This window comes from Pseudomonas morbosilactucae (genome assembly GCF_023241715.1).
GTDB lineage: Bacteria > Pseudomonadota > Gammaproteobacteria > Pseudomonadales > Pseudomonadaceae > Aquipseudomonas > Aquipseudomonas morbosilactucae.
The window spans coordinates 10704-31606 of the sequence record NZ_JALQCW010000076.1; the positions used below are offsets into that span (position 1 = coordinate 10704).

11 protein-coding genes and 2 pseudogenes are annotated in these 20903 nt (G+C 62.9%); 5 read left to right on the forward strand and 8 right to left on the reverse strand.

Features of this window, described 5'->3' with window-relative positions; all coding sequences use genetic code 11:
* Nucleotides 1-37 precede the first annotated feature (37 nt).
* The 5 genes and pseudogenes from M1B34_RS25860 to M1B34_RS25880 all read left to right on the forward strand — a co-directional run bounded on the left by M1B34_RS25860 (nt 38) and on the right by M1B34_RS25880 (nt 6576).
* A complete protein-coding gene (locus tag M1B34_RS25860) occupies nt 38-3529 on the forward strand; it encodes a response regulator (RefSeq protein WP_268266618.1) in 3492 nt (1163 codons plus the stop codon).
* Complete coding sequence (locus M1B34_RS25865; protein ID WP_268261383.1) at nt 3529-4344, forward strand: CheR family methyltransferase; 816 nt, start codon at nt 3529-3531, stop codon at nt 4342-4344. The genes M1B34_RS25860 and M1B34_RS25865 overlap by 1 nt, the downstream gene beginning before the upstream one ends.
* Complete coding sequence (locus tag M1B34_RS25870; RefSeq protein WP_268266619.1) at nt 4341-4946, forward strand: chemotaxis protein CheB; 606 nt, start codon at nt 4341-4343, stop codon at nt 4944-4946. Before M1B34_RS25865 ends, M1B34_RS25870 begins: the two co-directional genes overlap by 4 nt.
* A pseudogene (locus M1B34_RS25875) lies at nt 4940-6138 on the forward strand (hybrid sensor histidine kinase/response regulator). The gene M1B34_RS25870 and the pseudogene M1B34_RS25875 overlap by 7 nt, the downstream one beginning before the upstream one ends.
* 60 nt (nt 6139-6198) lie before the next feature.
* Nucleotides 6199-6576: a response regulator gene (locus tag M1B34_RS25880; protein ID WP_123333368.1), complete on the forward strand. Its 378-nt coding sequence runs from the start codon at nt 6199-6201 to the stop codon at nt 6574-6576.
* A 12-nt stretch (nt 6577-6588) separates the two neighbouring features.
* Here the strand turns inward: M1B34_RS25880 and M1B34_RS25885 are convergent.
* The 8 genes and pseudogenes from M1B34_RS25885 to bamA all read right to left on the reverse strand — a co-directional run bounded on the left by M1B34_RS25885 (nt 6589) and on the right by bamA (nt 20746).
* Nucleotides 6589-8258: pseudogene (locus M1B34_RS25885) on the reverse strand (ATP-binding protein).
* Nucleotides 8255-9772 (reverse strand): ATPase domain-containing protein, encoded by a 1518-nt coding sequence (locus M1B34_RS25890; protein WP_123333364.1) that lies wholly within the window; start codon nt 9770-9772, stop codon nt 8255-8257. Before M1B34_RS25890 ends, M1B34_RS25885 begins: the two are co-directional and overlap by 4 nt.
* A gap of 141 nt (nt 9773-9913) precedes the next feature.
* Nucleotides 9914-10969 carry a tetratricopeptide repeat protein gene (locus tag M1B34_RS25895; protein WP_268266620.1) on the reverse strand — a complete coding sequence of 352 codons (1056 nt, stop codon included), beginning with the start codon at nt 10967-10969 and terminating at the stop codon, nt 9914-9916.
* Between the two features lie 74 nt (nt 10970-11043).
* Entirely contained in the window at nt 11044-11943 is a 900-nt protein-coding gene (locus M1B34_RS25900) for a bestrophin family protein (RefSeq protein ID WP_268266621.1), read from the reverse strand.
* Nucleotides 11944-12260: 317 nt separating this feature from the next.
* Nucleotides 12261-13682, reverse strand: coding sequence for an efflux transporter outer membrane subunit (locus M1B34_RS25905; RefSeq protein ID WP_268266622.1), 1422 nt, complete (start codon nt 13680-13682; stop codon nt 12261-12263).
* Complete coding sequence (locus tag M1B34_RS25910) at nt 13679-16858, reverse strand: efflux RND transporter permease subunit (RefSeq protein ID WP_268266623.1); 3180 nt, start codon at nt 16856-16858, stop codon at nt 13679-13681. Before M1B34_RS25910 ends, M1B34_RS25905 begins: the two co-directional genes overlap by 4 nt.
* Nucleotides 16859-16873: 15 nt before the next feature.
* Nucleotides 16874-18130 (reverse strand): multidrug efflux RND transporter periplasmic adaptor subunit MexE, encoded by a 1257-nt coding sequence (gene mexE / locus M1B34_RS25915; protein ID WP_123333354.1) that lies wholly within the window; start codon nt 18128-18130, stop codon nt 16874-16876.
* Nucleotides 18131-18379: 249 nt separating this feature from the next.
* Complete coding sequence (gene bamA, locus M1B34_RS25920; protein WP_268266624.1) at nt 18380-20746, reverse strand: outer membrane protein assembly factor BamA; 2367 nt, start codon at nt 20744-20746, stop codon at nt 18380-18382.
* Nucleotides 20747-20903: the final 157 nt, after the last annotated feature.

A 20903-nucleotide genomic window follows, 5' to 3' on the forward strand; every position in this document is an offset into this window, starting at 1 on the left:
ACTTCGCTTCTTTTTGACTCCGCGCCAAGGCCTTCAAATGATCCGTCCGTCTTCGGTTGATGAACAGAGTTTCCGCAAGCTGCTGAGCCGCAACATCGGCCTGCCCCTTGGCGTGGGCGTGCTCAGTGCGGTGTTTTTCGTCTCGCTGATCACCTACCTGCTTTCGGTGATCCAGTGGGTGCAACACACTGACCGAGTGATCAACAACCTCAACGAGTCGGCGCGCCTGACCATCGACCTGGAAACCGGCATGCGCGGTTTCCTGATCACTGGCGACGAGCACTTCCTCGACCCCTATGAAGTGGCCAAGCCGCGAATCCTCAACGACTTGCGCGGCTTGCAGGAGCTGGTGGAGGACAACCCGCAACAGGTTGACCGCCTCCGGCGCCTGGAGGCCTTGCAGGTGGAGTGGAATAACTACGCCCAGGAAATGATTGAGCTGCGGCGGCAGAACGGCGACTACCGAGGGGCGATCCAGGCCGGGCGCGGCAAGCGCCTGACCGATGAAATCCGCAAGGAGTACGACGCTGCGGTGGCCATGGAGCAGCAGTTGCGCATCGACCGCAACCAAGGGGTCAGCCGCACCACGGTGTTCAGCGTGAGCCTGTACCTGATCTTTGTGATCGGCCTCAGTGCCTTGCTGGCCTACATCGGGCGGCGCGACCTGCTGGCCCTGTCCACCAGTTACAGCGACACCCTCGACACCCAGCAAAAGAGCGCCCGGCGCCTGGAACAACAGGCCTGGTTGCGCAATGGCCAGACTGAATTGGCCGAGCAGGTGCTGGGGCAGCTGTCGCTGAACCTGTTGGGGCGCAACATCTTGAAGTTCTGCGCCCAATACCTTGGCTCGCCCGTGGCGGCGCTGTACGTCCGCGAAGAGCATGGCGGTCTGCGCCGGGTAGCCGCGTATGGTTTCTCCCGAGAGCAGGAGCAACAGGACCAGACGATTTACAACGGCGAAGGCATTGTCGGCCAGTCGGCCCAGGAGCAACGGCTGATCCGCCTGGATGAGGTGCCGGGGGATTATTTCAAGGTCAGCTCGGGCCTCGGCGATGGTTCGCCTCGCAGCGTGTTGGTGGTGCCCACCACCGATGACGATCGGGTCAATGGGGTGATCGAACTGGGCTTCCTGCGGGCCCTGGACGACCGGGACGTGGAATTGCTGGAGCTGATTGCCGGCAACATCGGCACTTCCATCGAGGCCGCGCGCTATCGGCAGCGCCTGCAAGAGGTGTTGGCGGAAACCCAGCAACTCAACGAAGAGCTGCAAGTGCAGCAGGAAGAACTTAAAACCGCCAACGAAGAGCTGGAAGAGCAATCGCGGATTCTCAAGGAGTCCCAGGCGCACTTGGAAACCCAGCAGGCCGAGTTGGAGCAGACCAACGAACAACTGGCGGAACAGGCCGATGCCTTGGCCGAGCAACGTGACGCCCTGGACACCAAGAACCGCGAGCTCAGCGACGCCCAGGGCCTGCTTGAGGAGCGCGCCGCGGAGCTGCAGCGTTCGAGCAAGTACAAGTCGGAATTCCTCGCCAACATGTCCCACGAGCTGCGCACCCCCCTCAACAGCTCGTTGATCCTGGCCAAGTTGCTGGCCGAGAACCCCCACGACAACCTCAGCGCCGAGCAGGTCAAGTTTGCCGAGTCGATCTACAGCGCCGGCAATGACCTGCTGAACCTGATCAACGACATCCTCGATATTTCCAAGGTCGAGGCCGGCAAGCTGGAAGTGCGCCCGGAAAACACCAGCGTGCCACGCCTGGTGGAGGGCCTGCGGGGGCTGTTCCAGCCGCTGACCAGCAATAAGGGCCTGGGTTTTCAGGTGGAATTGCAGCCGGGGTCGCCGGCCACTTTGTTCACCGACCGCCAGCGCGTCGAGCAGATCCTCAAGAACCTGCTGTCCAACGCGGTGAAGTTCACCGAGCACGGCCAGGTCAGCCTGACCGTGGCGCGCAACCCCGGTGCCGGCATTGCCTTTGTGGTTCGCGACTCTGGCATCGGCATCGCCGCGGACCAGCAGCAGAGCATCTTCGAGGCCTTCCGTCAGGCCGATGGCACCACCAACCGGCGTTACGGCGGCACCGGCCTGGGCCTGTCGATTTCCCGTGACCTGGCGGCCTTATTGGGCGGTTCCATCAGCGTCAGCAGCGAGCCGGGGCAGGGCAGTGTGTTCACCCTGGTGCTGCCGGAGCAGTACAGCGAAGCCGCCGAGCCGCAATCCCAGGCCGCAGCGCCGGTGGCATTGGTGGCACCGGTCGCCGTCAGTGTTGCACCCGCGCCAGTGGACGCCGCGCCGGTGGAGATTCCGCGTTTTGCCGATGACCGCGACAAGGCACCCTTCAGCGGCCGCTGCATCCTGGTGGTGGAAGACGAGCCGAATTTCGCCCATATCCTCTTCGACCTGGCCCATGAACTGGGCTACCACTGCCTGGTGGCCCATGGCGCCGACGAGGGCTACAGCCTGGCCGAACGCTTTGTGCCGGATGCGATCCTGTTGGACATGCGCCTGCCGGACCATTCCGGGCTGACGGTGCTGCAACGCCTCAAGGAACACGCCGGCACCCGGCACATCCCGGTGCACGTGATTTCCGTGGAAGACCGGGTCGAGGCCGCCATGCACATGGGCGCCGTGGGTTATGCGGTCAAGCCCACCACCCGCGAAGAACTCAAGGACGTGTTCGCCCGCCTGGAAGCCAAGCTGACGCAGAAGGTCAAGCGCGTGCTGCTGGTGGAAGACGACGACCTGCAACGCGACAGCATCGCCCGGTTGATCGGCGACGATGACATCGAGATCACCGCCGTCGGCCTGGCCCAGGACGCTCTGGACCTGCTGCGCGAGAACATCTACGACTGCATGGTCATCGACCTCAAGTTGCCGGACATGCTCGGCAACGATCTGCTCAAGCGCATGTCCACCGAAGACATCTGCTCCTTCCCGCCGGTGATCGTCTATACCGGGCGCAACCTGACCCGGGACGAAGAGGCTGAGCTGCGCAAGTACTCGCGCTCGATCATCATCAAGGGCGCGCGCTCGCCGGAGCGGCTGCTGGATGAGGTGACGTTATTTCTGCACAAAGTCGAATCCAAGCTGTCCCATGAACGGCAGAAGATGCTCAAGACCGCTCGCAGCCGCGACAAGGTGTTCGAGGGGCGCAAGATCCTTCTGGTGGATGACGACGTGCGCAACATCTTTGCCCTCACCAGCGCTCTGGAGCACAAGGGCGCGGTGGTGATCATCGGTCGCAACGGGCACGAAGCGATTGCCAAACTCAATGAGGTCGAAGACATCGACCTGGTGCTGATGGACGTGATGATGCCGGAGATGGACGGCTACGAGGCCACGATCGAAATCCGCAAAGACCCGCGCTGGCGCAAGCTGCCGATCATTGCGGTGACGGCCAAGGCCATGAAGGACGATCAGGAGCGCTGCCTGCAGGCCGGCTCCAACGATTACCTGGCCAAGCCGATCGACCTTGACCGCCTGTTTTCCCTTATCCGCGTCTGGTTGCCGAAGATGGAAAGAATCTAGTGGAACGCAATACCGAGATCGAACTGCGGTTGCTGATTGAAGCGATCTACCTCAAGTACAGCTACGATTTTCGTGATTACTCCGGCGCGTCGATCAAGCGCCGGGTCAACCACGCGTTGCGCCAGTTCGAGTGCAAGACCATCTCCGCGTTGCAGGAGCGGGTGCTGCACGACCCGGCGGCGTTCATGCAGTTGCTGCAATTCCTGACCATTCCGGTGAGCGAGATGTTTCGCGACCCCTCGCACTTCCTGGCCATCCGCCAGGAGGTGGTGCCGCTGCTCAAGACCTACCCTTCGATCAAGATCTGGATCGCCGGCTGCAGCACCGGGGAAGAGGTGTACTCCATGGCCATCCTGTTGCGTGAGGAAGGCTTGCTGGAACGCACCATCATCTACGCCACGGACATCAACCCTCACTCCCTGGACAAGGCCAAGCAGGGCATCTTTTCCCTGGAAAACATCCGCGCCTACACCCGCAATTACCAGCAGGCCGGCGGCAAGGCGTCCTTCGCCGACTACTACACGGCGGCCTACGATTACGCGATCTTCGACAAGAGCCTGCGGGACAACGTGACCTTTGCCGACCACAGCCTGGCGACGGACAGTGTCTTCTCAGAAACTCAGTTAATTTCGTGTCGTAACGTATTGATTTATTTCAATAAAAAATTGCAGGATCGAGCCTTTGGCCTGTTCCATGAGTCACTCTGCCACCGGGGTTTCCTGGTGCTGGGCAGCAAGGAAACCCTGGATTTTTCCGCCTACGGCAAGCAGTTCGAGCCCTTGGTCAAACAAGAACGGATCTACCGCAAGTCATGAGCCAGGGCAGCGTCGGGCCCAGTGCCCTGCCTCGAATCGAGGCCATTGTCGTCGGAGCCTCGGCCGGTGGGGTCGAGGCCTTGTTGCGGGTGTTCAGCGAGTTTGCCGCGGGCTTTTGCCTGCCGGTGATCGTGGTCCTGCACTTGCCTGACGAGCGCCGCAGCCAGTTGGCCGAGGTCTTTGCCAGGCGCGTGGCGCTTCCGGTCAAAGAGGCCGAGGACAAGCAAACCATTGTTCCGGGCACCCTGTACTTTGCCGCCCCGGGTTATCACCTGTCGGTCGAGCAGGACCGCAGCCTGTCCCTGAGCCTGGAGGCGCGGGTGCACCATTCGCGCCCAGCCATCGACTACCTGTTCGAGTCCGCTGCCGATGCCTATGGTCCGGGGCTGGCCGCAGTGCTGCTGACCGGGGCCAATCAGGATGGAGCCGCAGGCCTGGCCCAGGTCAAGCGCCTGGGCGGCCTGACCATTGTCCAGGACCCTAAGGAGGCCCAGGTGTCGACCATGCCGCAAGCCGCCCTGGCGCTGCACCGTCCGGACTACATTCTCCCTTTGCACGGCATCAGCCGTCTGCTTGTCGAGCTGGAACGAATCGCATGTTAAGTCACATCCAAGCCAAGCTGCTGATCGTCGACGATCTGCCGGAAAACCTGCTGGCCCTCGAGGCGCTGATCAAGCGCGAGGACCGCCAGGTCTACAAGGCGCTGTCGGCCGACGAAGCGCTGTCGCTGTTGCTGCAACACGAATTCGCCCTGGCGATCCTCGACGTGCAGATGCCGGGCATGAACGGTTTCGAGCTGGCCGAACTGATGCGCGGCACCGAGAAGACCAAGAACATCCCCATCGTCTTTGTCAGCGCCGCCGGGCGCGAGCTGAACTACGCCTTCAAGGGCTATGAAAGCGGCGCCGTGGACTTTCTCTACAAGCCCCTGGATATCCACGCGGTCAAGAGCAAGGTCAATGTGTTCGTCGAGCTCTACCGCCAGAGCAAGGCCATGAAGCAGCAGGTCGAGGCCCTGGAGCGCAGTCGTCGTGAACAGGAGGCGTTGCTCCAGCAGTTGCAGGCCGCCCAGGACGACCTGCAGCAGGCGGTGCGCATGCGCGATGACTTCATGTCCATCGTCGCCCATGAGGTGCGCACGCCCCTCAATGGCCTGATCCTGGAGACCCAGTTGCGCAAGATGCACCTGGCCCGGGAGAACGCCGCCGCGTTTTCCCTGGACAAGATGCACGCCATGGTCGATCGCGACGAGCGTCAGATCAAAAGCCTGATCCGCCTGATCGAGGACATGCTCGACATCTCGCGGATCCGCACCGGCAAGCTGTCGATCCGGCCTTCACATTTCGACCTGACCCAACTGGTACGCGGCTTGCTCGACAACTTCGCGCCCCAGGTCGAGGCCGCCAACTCGTCCCTGAGCTTTCAGGGTGAGCAGCCTGTACACGGGCACTGGGACGAGTTCCGCATTGAACAGGTGATCTCCAACCTGCTGACCAACGCCCTGCGTTATGGCGCCAAGAGTCCGATCGAAGTACGTGTCTACAGCCAGGATGGCCAGGCGCGGGTGGAGGTTCGCGACCACGGGATCGGCATCAGCGAAGACAACCAGAAGCGTATTTTCCAGCAGTTCGAGCGGGTGTCCGCCAGCCATGTGGCGGCGGGTTTGGGCCTGGGGCTGTTTATTTCCGAGCAGATTGTCGCGGCCCACGGCGCAGCATCAGCGTGGACAGCCGGATAGGCGAGGGCGCGTTGTTTTGCGTGTCGTTGCCGCTGGTACAAAACCCTGAAAAATAACGCAACCTCTGCGTGACCGAATGGTCGTATCAGCAGCTATTGACCGAACAAAGGCTTCCCATGAGCGAAGATGCACAAGACGTCGTATTGATCGTCGAAGATGAACCGGTGATTTTGATGCTTCTGGCCGACTACCTGTCAGGCCTGGGCTATCGCGTGTTGCAGGCCGAAAACGGCGAACAGGCCTTCGAGATTCTGGCCAGCAAGCCGCACCTGGACGTGATGATTACCGACTATCGACTGCCTGGCGGCATTACCGGAGTGATGATTGCCGAGCCCGCGGTAAAACTGCGCCCGGACCTCAAGGTGATTTTCATCAGCGGCTACCCCACTGAGATTGTCGAGTGCGGCAGCCCCATCACCCGCACCGCGCCGATCCTGGCCAAGCCCTTCGACCTCAACACCTTGCAGGAACAGATCCAGGAACTGCTGGCCTGAGGCGACGCCGCCTCAGGCCTTGATCATCTCCCTGACCGTATTGGTCAGCAGGTCAAAGGTGAAGGGTTTGGTGATCAACTGCATGCCCGGATCGAGGAACCCGCCGCGCGCCGCTGCGTGCTCTGCGTAGCCGGTGATAAACAACACTTTCAACTCCGGGCGGATCTGCCGCCCGATTTCCGCCAGTTGCCGGCCGTTCATGCCCGGCAGCCCTACATCGCTGATCAACAGGTCGATGCGTTGCGGGGAGTCGAGGATCGGCATCGCGCTGCGCGCATCGCCGGCTTCGAGAAAGGCATAGCCCAGTTCGCTGAGCACTTCGCTGACCAACACCCGCACCGCCGGATCGTCCTCGACAATCAGCACGGTTTCGCCATTGCGCGCCACCGCCTGTTGTTGTGGGTCGCCGGGGTGTTCCGCTTGCATGTCGCCGGCAAAACGCGGCAGGTACAGGCTGACTTCGGTGCCGCGGCCCAGCTCGCTGTCCAGGGTTACGTGGCCGTGGGACTGCTTGGTGAAGCCGTAGATCATCGACAGGCCGAGTCCGGTGCCCTGGCCGATGGGTTTGGTGGTGAAGAAGGGGTCGAAGACCCGGCTGAGGATGGCTTCTGGCATGCCGCAACCGTTATCGCTGACCCGCAGCACCACATAGTCGCCGGGCTCCAGGTTGTCGTGGGCCTGGGTAAAGGCCCGGTCGAGCTGACGGTTGAAGGTTTCCACCCGCAGCCGCCCGCCGTGGGGCATGGCGTCGCGGGCATTGAGCACCAGGTTGAGCAGGGCGCTTTCCAGTTGGTTGGGGTCGGCCTCGGCCACCCACAGCTGGTCGCTGAGCTGCATCTCCAACTGGATGCTTTCACTCAGGCTGCGTTGCAGCAGCTCACCCATGGAGGTGACCAGAGTGTTCATCGCCACGGGCTTGGAGTCCAGGGATTGCCGGCGCGAAAAAGCCAGTAGGCGGTGGGTCAGGCCCGCAGCGCGGTTGGCCGAGGTCACGCCCAGGTCGATCAGGCTGTCCAGGTCCTCGGTGCGGCCACGGGCCAGGCGTCGGCGCAGCAGCTCCAGGCTGCCGATGATGCCGGTGAGCATGTTGTTGAAGTCGTGGGCGATACCGCCGGTGAGTTGGCCGACGGCTTCCATTTTCTGCGACTGGCGCAAGGCTTCTTCGTTGTGACGCAGTTGCGCCGTGCGCTCCTCGACTTGCTGCTCAAGGGTTTCCAGGGTGCGCTGCAGGCGCAGTTCGCTCTGGCTCAGGTCGATCAGCCGGTCCCGGGCATCGTACTGACGTCGTCGGCCGCGCAAGGCGGTGCTGACCAGGCTGATCAGGGTGGCGGGGTGGAAGGGCCGCTCCAGGAAGGTCACGTTGCCCAACGGTGCACCCAGGGCCGAGGAGGGGTTCTGTTCCGGTCCGCCGTGGTGGGTCAGCAGCACGATGGGCAAGTCGGACCAGGTGGGCTGTTGCTCCAGGTACGCCAGCAGTGGCGCCAGGTCGGCCCCGCGCAGCGCCTCGGCGGCAATGATCAGCAACCCGGCACCGCGTTCCAGCTCGTCACACAGGGCCGGCAGGTTCGGGGTAATTACCCCTGGAAGCCGGCTTCCTTGAGCATCATCTGCGCCAGTTGGCTGTCCCGGCCCAGGGGCGTGAGCACCAGGGCCCGTTCGGAGAGCGGTTCGCCGCGGCTCACGGGTGTTTGTCCTCAAGCCGCTTGTCTTCAAGCAACGGCTTGCTTTCGCCGAGGTACGTAGGCACGCCGCGCAACACGCCCTGGAAGGCTTCCAGGGGTTCGCCGATGGTGATGCCGCGGTTGCTTATGCGGTATTCGCGGATGGTCGATTCGTGGCTGCCGGTGCGTTTCTTGATGATGGAAATGGCCCGGCGCACCTTGCCCAGGGCTTCGAAGTAGCGGAGCAGGATCACCGTGTCGGCCAGGTAAGTGATGTCCACCGGCGCCTGCATGTCCCCCACCAGGCCATGCTGGGCCACGGTCATGAAGGTCGCCGCGCCTTTGCGGTTGAGGTACAGCAGCAGCTCGTGCATGTGCAGCACTAGGGCGTTTTCCTCGGGCATCGCTGCCTGATAGCCGTTGATGCTGTCGATGACCACGGTCTTGATCTGGTCTTTGTCGACGCAGCGGCGCACTCGGTGGGACAACTCGCCGGGGGACAGCTCGGCGGCGTCCACCTGTTCGATCATCAGGTTGCCGGTGGCCTTCAAGGCCTCCAGATCGATGCCCATGTTTTTCATGCGCTCGATCAGCAGGCCCAGTTCTTCGTCGAAGATAAACAGCGCGGCTTTCTCGCCACGGGCCACGGCTGCCGCCGCGAAGATCATGGAGATCAGGGATTTGCCGGTACCGGCCGGGCCGAGGATCAGGGTGCTGGAGCCGGTCTCGATACCACCGCCCAGCAGGGCGTCCATCTCGCGGATGCCGCTGGTCAATTGCAGGCGCTCGTAGCGGCCGCGGTGTTCGGCGGCCACCAGGCGTGGGAAGACGTGGATGCCGTCGCCCATGATGGTGAAGTCATGGAAGCCGCCGCGGTATTTCTGCCCGCGGTACTTCACCACCCGGACCCGTCGCCGTTCGGCGCCGTAGTTGGGGGTCAGCTCTTCCAGGCGGATCACGCCGTGGGCCACGCTGTGCACGGTCTTGTCCAGGGATTCGGTGGTCAGGTCGTCCAGCAGCAGGACCGTGGCGTCGTAGCGCACAAAGTAGTGTTTGATGGCGAGGATTTGCCGGCGGTAGCGCAGCGAGCTTTGGGCCAGCAGGCGGATCTCCGACAGGCTGTCGAGCACCACTCGGGTTGGCTTGACCCGTTCGACCACTTCGAAGATCTGCCGGGTGGCTTCACCCAGCTCCAGGTCCGAGGAATACAGCAGGCTTTGCTGGTGCTCGGCGTTAAGCAGGCTTTCCGGCGGGGTCAGTTCGAAAATATGGATGTTGTCGTCCAGTTCCCACCCGTGGGACTGGGCGCCCTGGCGCAATTCGTGCTCGGTCTCCGACAGGGTGATGTACAGCGAACGCTCGCCGGCCTGGGCGCCGGCTCGCAGAAAGTGCAGCGCGATCGTGGTCTTGCCGGTGCCGGGTTCGCCTTCCACCAGGAACACGTGGCTGCGGGAAAGACCGCCGGACAGAATGTCATCCAGACCTTCGATGCCGGTGGCGGCTTTGGCGCTGATCAACTCATTGGCGTTAGACAAAAAATGCCCTCACGTGGCTAGGGTAAGTCGACAGTGCTGGCCTCTGGCCTTGAAACACTGCCTGATCACTTGACCTTGGCGACACACCGACGGTTCCACGGTGGTGAGGGATTTGTCTGTTGCCCGGTTGGCTGAACCGCCTCAGAGGCCTTGTTGCAAGGCCGGGTCATCGGGGTTTTGCTGCTCCAACTGGGCCAGCAGCACTTGGACGTTCTGCAATTGGCCGCTTTCCTTCCAGTAGTTGATCAACAGCACCCGGGCTTTGCGATTGGCTGGCTGGCGCTGGACGATTTCCTCCAGCTGTTTCTGCGCGGCCTGCAACTCTTCCTGGCTGTGCAGGGTGGTGGCCAGGTCATAGCGGTAATCGGCCTGGTTGGGTTCCAGTTCCACGGCGCGGGACAAGCCCAAGAGGGCGAATTCACCCTGGCCATGGTGCAGCAACCACATGCCCAGGGCGTGTTGCAGGTAGGCCGAGTCCTGCTGTGCCTGCAACTGCTTGGCCAGCAGGGCACGGGCGGCTTCGCTCTGGCCCTGTTTATCGAGCACTTCGATTTGCAGCACCACGGCCTGCAGGTTGTCCGGTTGCAGGGCCAGGGCCCGCTCCAGGGTTTGCTGGGCCTTGATCAGGTTGGCGTTGTGCAGGTAGAGGCGCGCCAGTTGGTACTGCGCCTCGACGTCGTCGGCCTGGTCCTTGAGCACCTGGGTGTATTCGTCGATCACCTGTTGCAGCGGGCCGAAGTACAGGCCCTGGTCGTCCGGCGACAGCCCGAGCAGTGCGTTGACCGCGGCAAAGCGCACGCTTTGTTCGCTGTCGCTCAGCAGAGGCCCCAGCAGCAGGCTGCGCTGGCCACTGGGCACCAGGCCGAGCACCGCCTGGATGGCCGCTTCGCGCACTTCTGGTGAGGGGTGCTGCAAATCGTTGTCCGCCAGTTTCAGGGCCTGGGGGCTGGGGTAGTTGGGCAGTTCGGCGAGCAGGCGGATACGCCGGGTGTCGGTCAAGTCCGGCCGCGCCAACTGCTGGTACAGCACCCGAGCCGCCCCCGGCATCCCGTTGCGCGCTTGCTCCAGGGCCTTGTTGTAACCGTGCTTGATGGCCTCGGGCACGACCGGCGGGCTGCTGCGCAAGCTGGCCCAGGCGAGGCCCAGGGCCGCGACGATGAGCAGGCTGAGCAGCAGGTAGCGGCGAGGTTTAGTCATGCGGGCATCCGGGAACTGGCGACTTTTTGGAGGCGCAAGCTTCGGTCAGGAACCGTGCCGAGTCAAACCCGCACTCAGTTGAGTACGTACTCCACCGGTTCGAGAGGCGGTGGCAGGTCGCTGTGCCCCAGCGCTGCGAGGATTTCGCGTTCCAGGGTGCGCAGCAGAGCGTTGCACGGCAGGTCGTTCTCGTCGAAGCCGAAGGGGTCCTCCAGGTCGTCGCCGATCTCGTCGAGGCCGAAAAAGGTGTAGCTGACGATGGCGGTGAACAGGGGCGTCATCCAGCCCAGGGGCTCGGCCATGGCAAACGGCAAGAGGATGCAGAACAGGTAAATGGTGCGGTGCAGCAGCAAGGTGTAAGGGAAGGGCAGCGGCGTGCTCTTGATCCGCTCGCAGGCCGCCTGCACCTGGCTCAGGCTGACCAGGCGGGTTTCCAGCTGGGTGTAGCGCCAGTCGCTGATCAGGCCCTGGGTGGCCAAGGCCGAACAGCGCCCGCCGATGCGTTGCAGCAAGGCGTCGCTGGGGTTGGGGTGTCGAGGGTCGATGGGGTCGGCGGTCCAGGGTTGTTGCGCGCGGCTTTCGTCTTCTTGCCGCAGGCGGGCGATCAGGCTGTGGGCGAAGCCGCAGAGTTCGCGCAGCAGGGCGCTGCGTTCAGCGCCGGCACCGATGACCAGGGTTTCGCGGATCAGTGAGCGCACCTCGATCACCAACTGCCCCAACTGTTTGCGGCCTTCCCACCAGCGGTCGTAGCAGGCGTTGTTGCGAAAACTCATGAAAATCGACAGCGACAGCCCGAGCAAGGTGAAGGGCGTGGCATTGACCTTGGAGAAATACGCCGGGTGCCAGGTTTCCACCAGCACGATCACCGAGGCCAGCAGCGTCACCAGCAGACTGCGCAGGGCAATGCGCCGGGCGATGGAGCCTTTCAGGGAAAACAGAATGCCGATCAGGTTGGGTTTGGGGCGGACAATCATCGGGGAGGGCCAAGGCGAATACGCGGCGAGTGGAGAGTAGGAGTGCGGTGGCAGGCTGTCCAATCGCAATCGTCGACCGCCCCATCGACCGGCTTTATCACCCAGTTCCCCTCGTTCCCACGGCCCCCGTGGGCATGCCTCCTGGAACGCTCCGCGTCCCGCCTTGTGCGCGCAGTGACGCGGAGCGTCATAGGCTGCGTTACCACGCGGAGCGTGGGAGCGATCGGTCGGAGGCGGCAAAAAAAAGCCCCGCGACCGAATGGGGCGCGGGGCAAAAAATTGGTTGGTTGCGGCCAACCAAAGGAGCACGTTGAAGCTTAGTTGCTGGCTACGGTTTGTGGTTGCCAGCCGCCACCCAGGGCTTTGTAAATGGCGACGATGCCGCGGTACAGGTCGACCTCGGCCAGGGCCTGGGCGTCCTCTGCCGCCAGGCGCTCGCGCTGGGCGTCCAGCAGCACCAGGAAGTCCACAGTGCCTTCGCGGTAGCGAATCTGCGCCAAATCTGCCGCTGCGCGGCTCGACTCGCTCTGACGGATCAGCGCGATCAGCCGTTGCTGGCGCTTGCCGTAGTCGCTGAAGGCGTTCTCCGATTCTTCCAGGGCCAGCAGCACTTGCTGTTCATAGTTGGCCAGGGCGCCATCGGCCTGGGCGTCGGCACCCCGCAGACGGGCACGGACGCTGCCCAGGTCGAAGGCCGCCCACGTGATGCTCGGGCCCAGGGCCCAGGCGTTGGCCGCCGACGAGCCGATCTGCGAGCCGCGCCCGGCGGTAAAGCCGAGGAAACCGCTGAGGCTGACCCGAGGGAACAGGTCGGCCTTGGCCACGCCAATGCGCGCGGTAGCCGCCGCCAGTTGCCGTTCGGCGCTGAGAATGTCCGGGCGCCGTTGCAGCAGCTCACCCGGGTCGCCGATCGGCAGGGCCTTGGCAATTGCTGGCAGTTGCGCCGGCGATAGGTCGACGCTGAGGGCGTCCGGGCGCTCACCCAACAAGGTGGCAATGCGATTGCGCTGGCGTACCTGTTCAGCCTGCAACTGCGGCACGCTGGCTTCGACCGAGGCCAGACGCGCGTCGGCGCGGACCACGTCGAGCTGGTCGCCGACCCCGGCATCGCGCAGGCTTTCGGTGATTTTGCGCGACTCCTGCTGGTTGTTCAGGTTGGCCAGGGCGATCTTTTCCCGCAGTTGCGCACCGCGCAGCTGTCCGTAGGCGTCCACCAACTCGGCAATCATCGTCACCTGCAACTGATAAAGATCGGCTTCGGCCGCTTGCTGGTCGGCGTCGGTGGCTTCCAGATTGCGCTGGATGCGGCCGAACAGGTCCAGCTCCCAGGCCATGTCCAGGCCCAGGTCGTAGCGCTCGCTGCTGACCCGGCGGGTGGTCTGGCCAGGGATCTGACCCTTGGCCAGGTCACTGCTGGCGCGGCTGGTGATGGTCGGCATCACATCGTTGCTGGCGTCATCGCGGATCGCTCGGGCAGCCCGCAGGCGGGCAAAGGCCACCCGCAGCTCACGGTTGCCCTGCAACGAACGGCTGACCAACTGGTTCAGGGTCGGATCGTCGAACTGCTGCCACCAGATGCCTTCGAAACGTGCGCGGTCGAAGTTCTTCTGGCCCGCGGCGCCATCGGTGGCGGCCGCGATATGGGCCGCCTCGGTGTTCGGGGCCTGGTAGTCAGGGCCCACGGCGCAGGCGCTGAGGGCCAGCACCAGCAGGCTCGGAAGGAAGACTTTCAGGCTCATGGTTGCGCCTCCAGTTGCAGGGCACGGGCGGCTTTGCGGGCTTCGCTGCGTTCCACATAGTTACGGATCAGGACGTAGAACACTGGCGTCAGCAGCAGGCCGAAGAAGGTGACCCCGAGCATCCCGGAGAACACCGCCACACCCATGGCGTGACGCATTTCCGCACCGGCACCGCTGGAGAACACCAAGGGCACCACACCCATGATGAAGGCGAACGAGGTCATCAGGATCGGCCGCAGACGCAGGCGGCAGGCTTCCAGTACCGCGGCGAGCGGGTCCAGGCCTTCCTCTTGCTTGTCCTTGGCGAACTCGACGATCAGGATCGCGTTCTTACAGGCCAGGCCCACCAGCACGATGAGTCCGATCTGGGTGAAGATGTTGTTGTCGCCGCCAGAGAGAATCACCCCGGTAATGGCCGACAGCAGGGTCATCGGCACGATCAGGATCACCGCCAGTGGCAGGCTCCAGCTTTCGTACTGGGCAGCCAGCACCAGGAACGCCAGCAATACGCAGAGCGGGAACACGAACAGCGCGGTGTTGCCCGAGAGGATCTGCTGGTAGGTCAGGTCGGTCCACTCGTAGGTCATGCCGTTGGGCAGTTCTTCCTTGAGCAGTTTCTCGATGGCTTTCTCGGCCTGGCCGGAACTGTAGCCAGGGGCGGCAGCGCCGTTGATCTCAGCCGTGATAAAGCCGTTGTAGTGCATCACGCGGTCCGGGCCCGAGGTGTCGCTGACCTTGATAAAGGTCGCCAGGGGGATCATCTCGCCTTTGTTGTTGCGCACTTTCAGCTGGCCGATCTGTTCGGCTTCGAGGCGGAACTGTTGCTCGGCCTGGACGTTGACCTGGTAGGTGCGACCAAAGCGGTTGAAGTCGTTGGCATACAGCGAACCCAGGTAGATCTGCAGGGTGTCGAAGATGTCGCTGACGGCCACGCCGTGGGTCTTGGCTTTTTCCCGGTCGATGGCGGCATCGACCTGGGGCACGTTCACGGTGTAGCTGGTGAACAACCCGGCCAGTTCCGGCACGTTGTGGCTTTTATTGATGATGTTCATGGTTTCTTTGTACAGCTCGTCGTAGCCCAGGTTGCCCCGGTCTTCGATCTGCAGGCGGAAACCACCGATGGTGCCCAGGCCTTGTACCGGCGGCGGCGGGAAGATCGCCATGTAGGCTTCCTGGATTCCGGCGAATTGGCCGTTCAGGGCCCCGGCAATGGCGCCGGCGGATTGGCTAGGGTCCTTGCGCTGGTCAAACGGCTTGAGGGTGACAAACACGATGCCGGCGTTCGGGCTGTTGGTGAAACCGTTGATCGACAGGCCCGGGAAGGCCACGGCCGCTTCCACGCCCGGCTGTTTCAGCGCCAGGTCGGACATGCGCTTGATCACGTCTTCGGTGCGGTCCAGGCTCGCGGCGTCCGGCAGTTGAGCGAAGGCCACCAGGTATTGCTTGTCCTGGCCGGGTACGAAGCCGGTCGGGGTGTTGGAGAAGCCGAAGAAGGTCAGCACCATCAGGCCGGCGTAGAGCAGCAGGGCGATGCCGCTGCTGCGGATCACTCGGCCTACGGTGCCGACGTAACCATGGCTGGCGCGATCGAAGAACCGGTTGAACGGACGGAACAGCCAGCCGCCGAACAGCTTGTCCAGGACCTTGGAGAAACGGTCCTTGGGCGCGTCATGGCTTTTCAGCAAGACGGCAGCCAGGGCCGGGGACAGGGTCAGGGAGTTGAAGGCCGAGATCACCGTGGAGATGGCAATGGTCAAGGCGAACTGCTTATAGAACTGTCCCGTCAGGCCGGAGATGAACGCCGCCGGGATAAACACCGCGCACAGCACCAGGGCGGTGGCGATGATCGGGCCGGTCACTTCACGCATGGCGCGTTTGGTGGCTTCCACCGGGTTCAGGCCCAGGCCGATGTTCCGCTCGACGTTCTCCACCACCACAATGGCGTCGTCCACTACGATGCCGATGGCCAGCACCAGGCCGAACAGCGACAAGGCATTGAGCGAGAAGCCGAACAGGTGCATGACCGCAAAGGTGCCGATCAGCGACACCGGTACCGCCACCAATGGAATGATCGAGGCGCGCCAGGTCTGCAGGAACAGGATCACCACCAGCACTACCAGGATCAGCGCTTCGAACAGGGTGTGCACCACCGCCTCGATGGAGCCACGCACGAAGATGGTCGGGTCGTAGACGATGCTGAAGTCCATGCCTTGCGGGAAGTTCTTCTTCAGCTCGGCCATCTTCTCGCGCACATCATTGGAGATCTGGATGGCGTTGGAGCCGGGGCGCTGGAAGATCGGGATTGCCACCGCCGGCTGATTGTTGAGCAGGGAGCGCAGTGCGTACTGGCTGGAGCCCAATTCGACCCGGGCGATGTCTTTGAGGCGCGTGATTTCACCGTCATCGCCAGCGCGGATGATGATGTTTTCGAACTCTTCCTCGGAGACCAGGCGGCCCTGGGTGTTCACCGACAGCTGGAAGCTGGTGGCGCTGGGCGCAGGTGGGGCGCCCAGGGCACCGGCAGCGACCTGGCGGTTCTGTTCACGAATGGCGGTGACCACATCGGTGGCGGTCAGGTTGCGCGACGCGGTCTTGTTCGGATCGAGCCAGACCCGCAGCGAGTAGTCGCCCATACCGAACAGTTGCACGTCACCGACACCGCCCAGGCGCGCCAGCTCATCCTTGATGTTGAGCAGGGCGTAGTTGGACAGGTAGAGCATGTCGTAGCGTTTGTCCGGCGAGGTCAAGTGCACAACCATGGTCAGGTCGGGCGAGGCCTTGTCGACGGTGATGCCGATACGCGTCACTTCTTCGGGCAGCTTGGGTTCGGTACGGGTCACGCGGTTCTGCACCTGCACCTGGGCGTTGTCCAGGTCGGTGCCCAGGGCGAAGGTGATGGTCAGGGTGATCTTGCCGTCAGCGGTGGATTGCGAGGACATGTAGAGCATGTTCTCGACCCCGGTGATTGCCTGTTCCAGGGGCGCAGCGACGGTTTCGCCGATGACCTTGGGGTTGGCCCCCGGGAAGTTGGCGCGCACCACCACGGTCGGCGGTACCACTTCCGGGTATTCGCTGATGGGCAGTTGGAACAGTGAGATGGCCCCGGCGATCAGAATCAGCAGCGAAAGCACCGCTGCGAAGATCGGCCGGGAAATGAAGAACTGGGAGAAATTCATCGGATTAGTCGTCCCTTAACCGCGTGGAGTCGCAGCGCTGGCGAGCTTCACTGCCGGGGCGGGCGCGCTTTTCGCGGGCGCCACTTGCGGCAGGTTGCTGGCTTCCAGTGCTTGTCGTTGTTGCGCCAGAGCGGCGAGGGTTTCCTGGCTGGCCATGGGCACCACTTCCGGGCTGACCGGCGAGCCCGGGCGAACCCGCTGCAGGCCCTTGACGATGATGGTGTCGTCTTTGTTCAGGCCGCTGCGGACAATGCGCAGGCCTTCGATCTTCGGCCCCAGTTCGACGGAGCGGTAGGCTGTCTTGTTGTCAGCGTCCATCACCAGTACGAACTTCTTGCCCAGGTCGGTGCCCACGGCTTCATCGGTGATCAGCACCGCGGAATAGGTGCCGCTGCCCACCAGTTTCAGGCGTGCATAAAGGCCCGGGGTGTAGCTGCCATCGCGGTTGTCGAACACCGCGCGGCCACGGATGGTGCCGGTTTTCGGGTTGACTTGGTTGTCGACGAAGTCCATCTGGCCCAGGTGCGGGTGGCCATCTTCATTGGACAGGCCGAGGTAGACCGGGGTGGTTTGGCCGCGTTGGCCCTGGCGCGCCAGCTGGGTGTACTTGAGGTACACACGCTCGTCGGCGTCGAAGTAGGCGTACACCTTGCCGGTGGACACCAGGCTGGTGAGCGGGGTGACATCGGCGGTCACCAGGTTGCCGGCGGTGATCTGGGCACGGCTGACGCGACCGCTGATGGGCGCGACCACCCGGGTGAAGCTCAGGTTGAGTTTGGCCAGGTCCAGCTGGGCCTGGATCGCGTCCACGCCGGCACGGGCTTCCTGGGCTGCGCTGGTACGGGTGTCGGCCAGCTCGGCGGAGATCGCATTGCTGGTCAACAGGCGCTGGCCGCGCTGGGCTTCGTTGGCGCTGCGGGTGGCGGTCGCGCGGGCTTGTTGCAGTTGGGCTTCGAGGCGACGAACTTCAGCCTGGAATGGGCGCGGGTCGATCTGGAACAGCAAGTCGCCTTTTTTCACCAGAGCGCCTTCGGTGAAGGCCACCTGATCGATCTGACCGGACACCCGTGGGCGGATTTCCACGGTTTCCGGGGCTTCCAGGCGACCGGTGAATTCATCCCACTCGTTGACGGGCTGCTCCAGCACTTTGGCCACGCTGACGCTGGCAGCAGCAGGGGCGGCGGCGTTTTCGGGGGCTTTGCCGCAGGCGCTCATCACGATCACGGCCAGGGCCGCAAGTGGGAAACGCAAGAGTTTGAGTGACTGGTCCATGGTTCATCCGCCAAGGTAATTTGAGATGGTGCGGATGATGAGCGGCGAGGGGGTATGTCACGAATCGAATGAAGCAAAGGTAACTATCATCGCGAATGATATAAGCCCCCCGCGAGCCCTCTGGAACGGGGGTTTCGTTAGGGGGCTATCGATGTAGGGGCAGCTGTAAGTTGTCAGCTTGAAGCTTGAAGCTTGGAGCTTGGAGCTTGGAGCTTGGAGCTTGGAACTTCAAGCTTCGCTCCTTCTCCCTCAAAATGTCTGCCCCATGGAGAATTGGAACACTTGGGTGTCGGCGTCTTCGGGCTTTTTGATGGGGTAGGCGAGGTTGAAGCTCAAGGGGCCCATGGGGCTGTACCAGGTGACGCCAACGCCCACGGAGCTGGCCATCTGGTTGAGATCGACGCCGTCGCAACCCTGGGTGGTGCTCAGGTAGCACTTGTTCGAATAAACACTGCCCACGTCCCAGAACACCGAGGTGCGCAGGGATTTGCTGTCTTTGACAAAGGGCAGCGGGAACAGGTACTCGACGCCGCCGGTGATCAGGATATTGCCCCCCAGGGCATCGGTGTCGCGGTCGGAGTAGTAGGCCTGGCCGGCGCTGGCGTAGGTGCCCGTGGCCGGGGTGTTGCGTGGGCCCAGGGTGCCGCTTTCGAAGCCGCGCACCGAGCCTTCGCCGCCGGCGGTGTAGTTCTCATAGAAAGGCAAACCGTCGGTAGAGCCGTAGCTGTTGCCGTAGCCGAGCTTGGTGTGGAAGCGCAGGGAGGTGGCGTCGCTGACCGGCAGGAAGGTCTGCCCGGAGTAGTCGAGCTTGTAGAAGCTCAAGTCGCTGCCGGGCACGGTGACCATCAGATTGAGGCTCTGGGAGTGCCCGCGGGTCGCCAGTACCCCGCGATTGAGGGTCGATTCCGACCAGCCGAGGTTGGCCTTGAGGTTGTTGAATTCCTTGCCTTCACGCTCGACGAAGTCATAGATCTCGTCGGCGCTGTAGGTGCCGGGCTCGATGCTGTCGTGCTGCACCGTAAGGCCCAGGCTCAGGCGCGAGGTTTCATTGATCGGGTAGCCGAAGGTGGTGCCGGCGCCGTAGCTGTTGATGGCGTAGTAGGACACGCCGTCATCGTAGTAATCGCTGTAGTCGGTGGTGCTGTAGAACAGGTTGTAGCCCAGGCTGACCCCGTCCGGGGTGAAGTAGGGATTGGTGTAGCCCAGGTTGTACTTGCTCTGGTACTCCGAGCGGGTCAGGCCCAGGCTGGCGTAGTTGCCGGTGCCGAGGAAGTTGTTCTGGGTGATCGACCCGCCGAGGATCAGCCCGGCGCTCTGTGCAAAGCCAACGCTGGCAGTGATCGAGCCCGAGGCCTGTTCTTCCACCGCGTAGTTGACGTCGACCTGGTCGTCGATCCCGGCCACCGCCGGGGTCTCCACGTTGACCTCCTTGAAGAAGCCCAGGCGTTCGAGGCGCACCTTGGACTGGTCGATCAGGTAGGTCGAGGCCCAGCCGCCTTCCATCTGGCGCATTTCCCGGCGCAGCACCTGGTCTTCGGTCTTGGTGTTGCCACGAAAGTTGATGCGGTTGACGTAGGCCCGCTTGCCCGGGTCCACCACAAAGGTGATATCCACCGTGTGTTGCTCATCGTTGGGCGTGGGTACGCCGCTGACGTTGGCGAAGGTGTAACCCTCGTTGCCCAGGCGCCGAGTGATCAGGTCCGAGGTGCTGGTCATCAGCTTGCGTGAGAACACCTGGCCCTTCTGCACCAGCAGCAGGGACTTGACCTGCTCCTCGGGAACTTTCAACTCGCCGCTGAGCTTGACCTCACGCACCTGGTACTTTTGCCCTTCGTGGATGTTGACGGTGATGTAGACGTGTTTCTTGTCCGGGGTGATGGACACCTGGGTCGAGACGATGTCCATGTTGATGTAGCCACGGTCCAGGTAATAGGAACGCAAGCGCTCCAGGTCGCCGGAGAGCTTTTCCCGGGCGTACTTGTCGTCGTTCTTGAAGAACGACAGCCAGTTACTGGTCTTCAGGGTGAATGACTCTTGCAGCTCGCTGTCGCTGAACACCGTGTTGCCCACCACGTTGATGTGCTGGATCGCTGCCACGCTGCCTTCATCGATCTTGATCTTCAGGCCCACGCGGTTGCGCGGCTGGGCCACCACTTCGGTGTCCACCGAGGCCGAGTAGCGACCCTGGGCAACGTATTGGCGTTGCAGTTCATTGCGTACGCCTTCGAGGGTGGCGCGCTGGAAAATCTCGCCCTCGGTGAGGCCGGACTGCTTCATGCCTTTCATCAGGTCGTCGGTGCTGATGGCCTTGTTGCCTTCGAACTCGATGCTGGCCACCGAAGGTCGTTCCACCACATTGATGACCAGCACATCGCCGTCACGGCCCAATTGGATGTCCTGGAAAAAACCGGTCTTGAACAGGGCGCGGGTGGACTCCACCAGACGCCGGTCATCGGCTTCGTCGCCGACGTTCAGCGGCAGGGCGGCGAACACGCTGCCGGCGGACACCCGCTGCAGGCCGTTGATCCGAATATCGGTGATTTTGAAGCCTTGGGCGTGGGCCAGGGTGGTATTGAGCAACAGCGCAACCGAGCAGAGCAGGCGCGAAAAATTCATCAAGATCTTTTCCAGGACACATCGACAAGCAGCGCAGGCGCGCTCAGGCAACTCGCCGCAGGCGGTCTTCGCCAGCGGCCAGACAGGTGGACAGCCAGCTTAAGAGTGCGCGGCGTTTGGTGCGGTTAACCCAATGTCAAGTTAGGTAAAGGTTGGC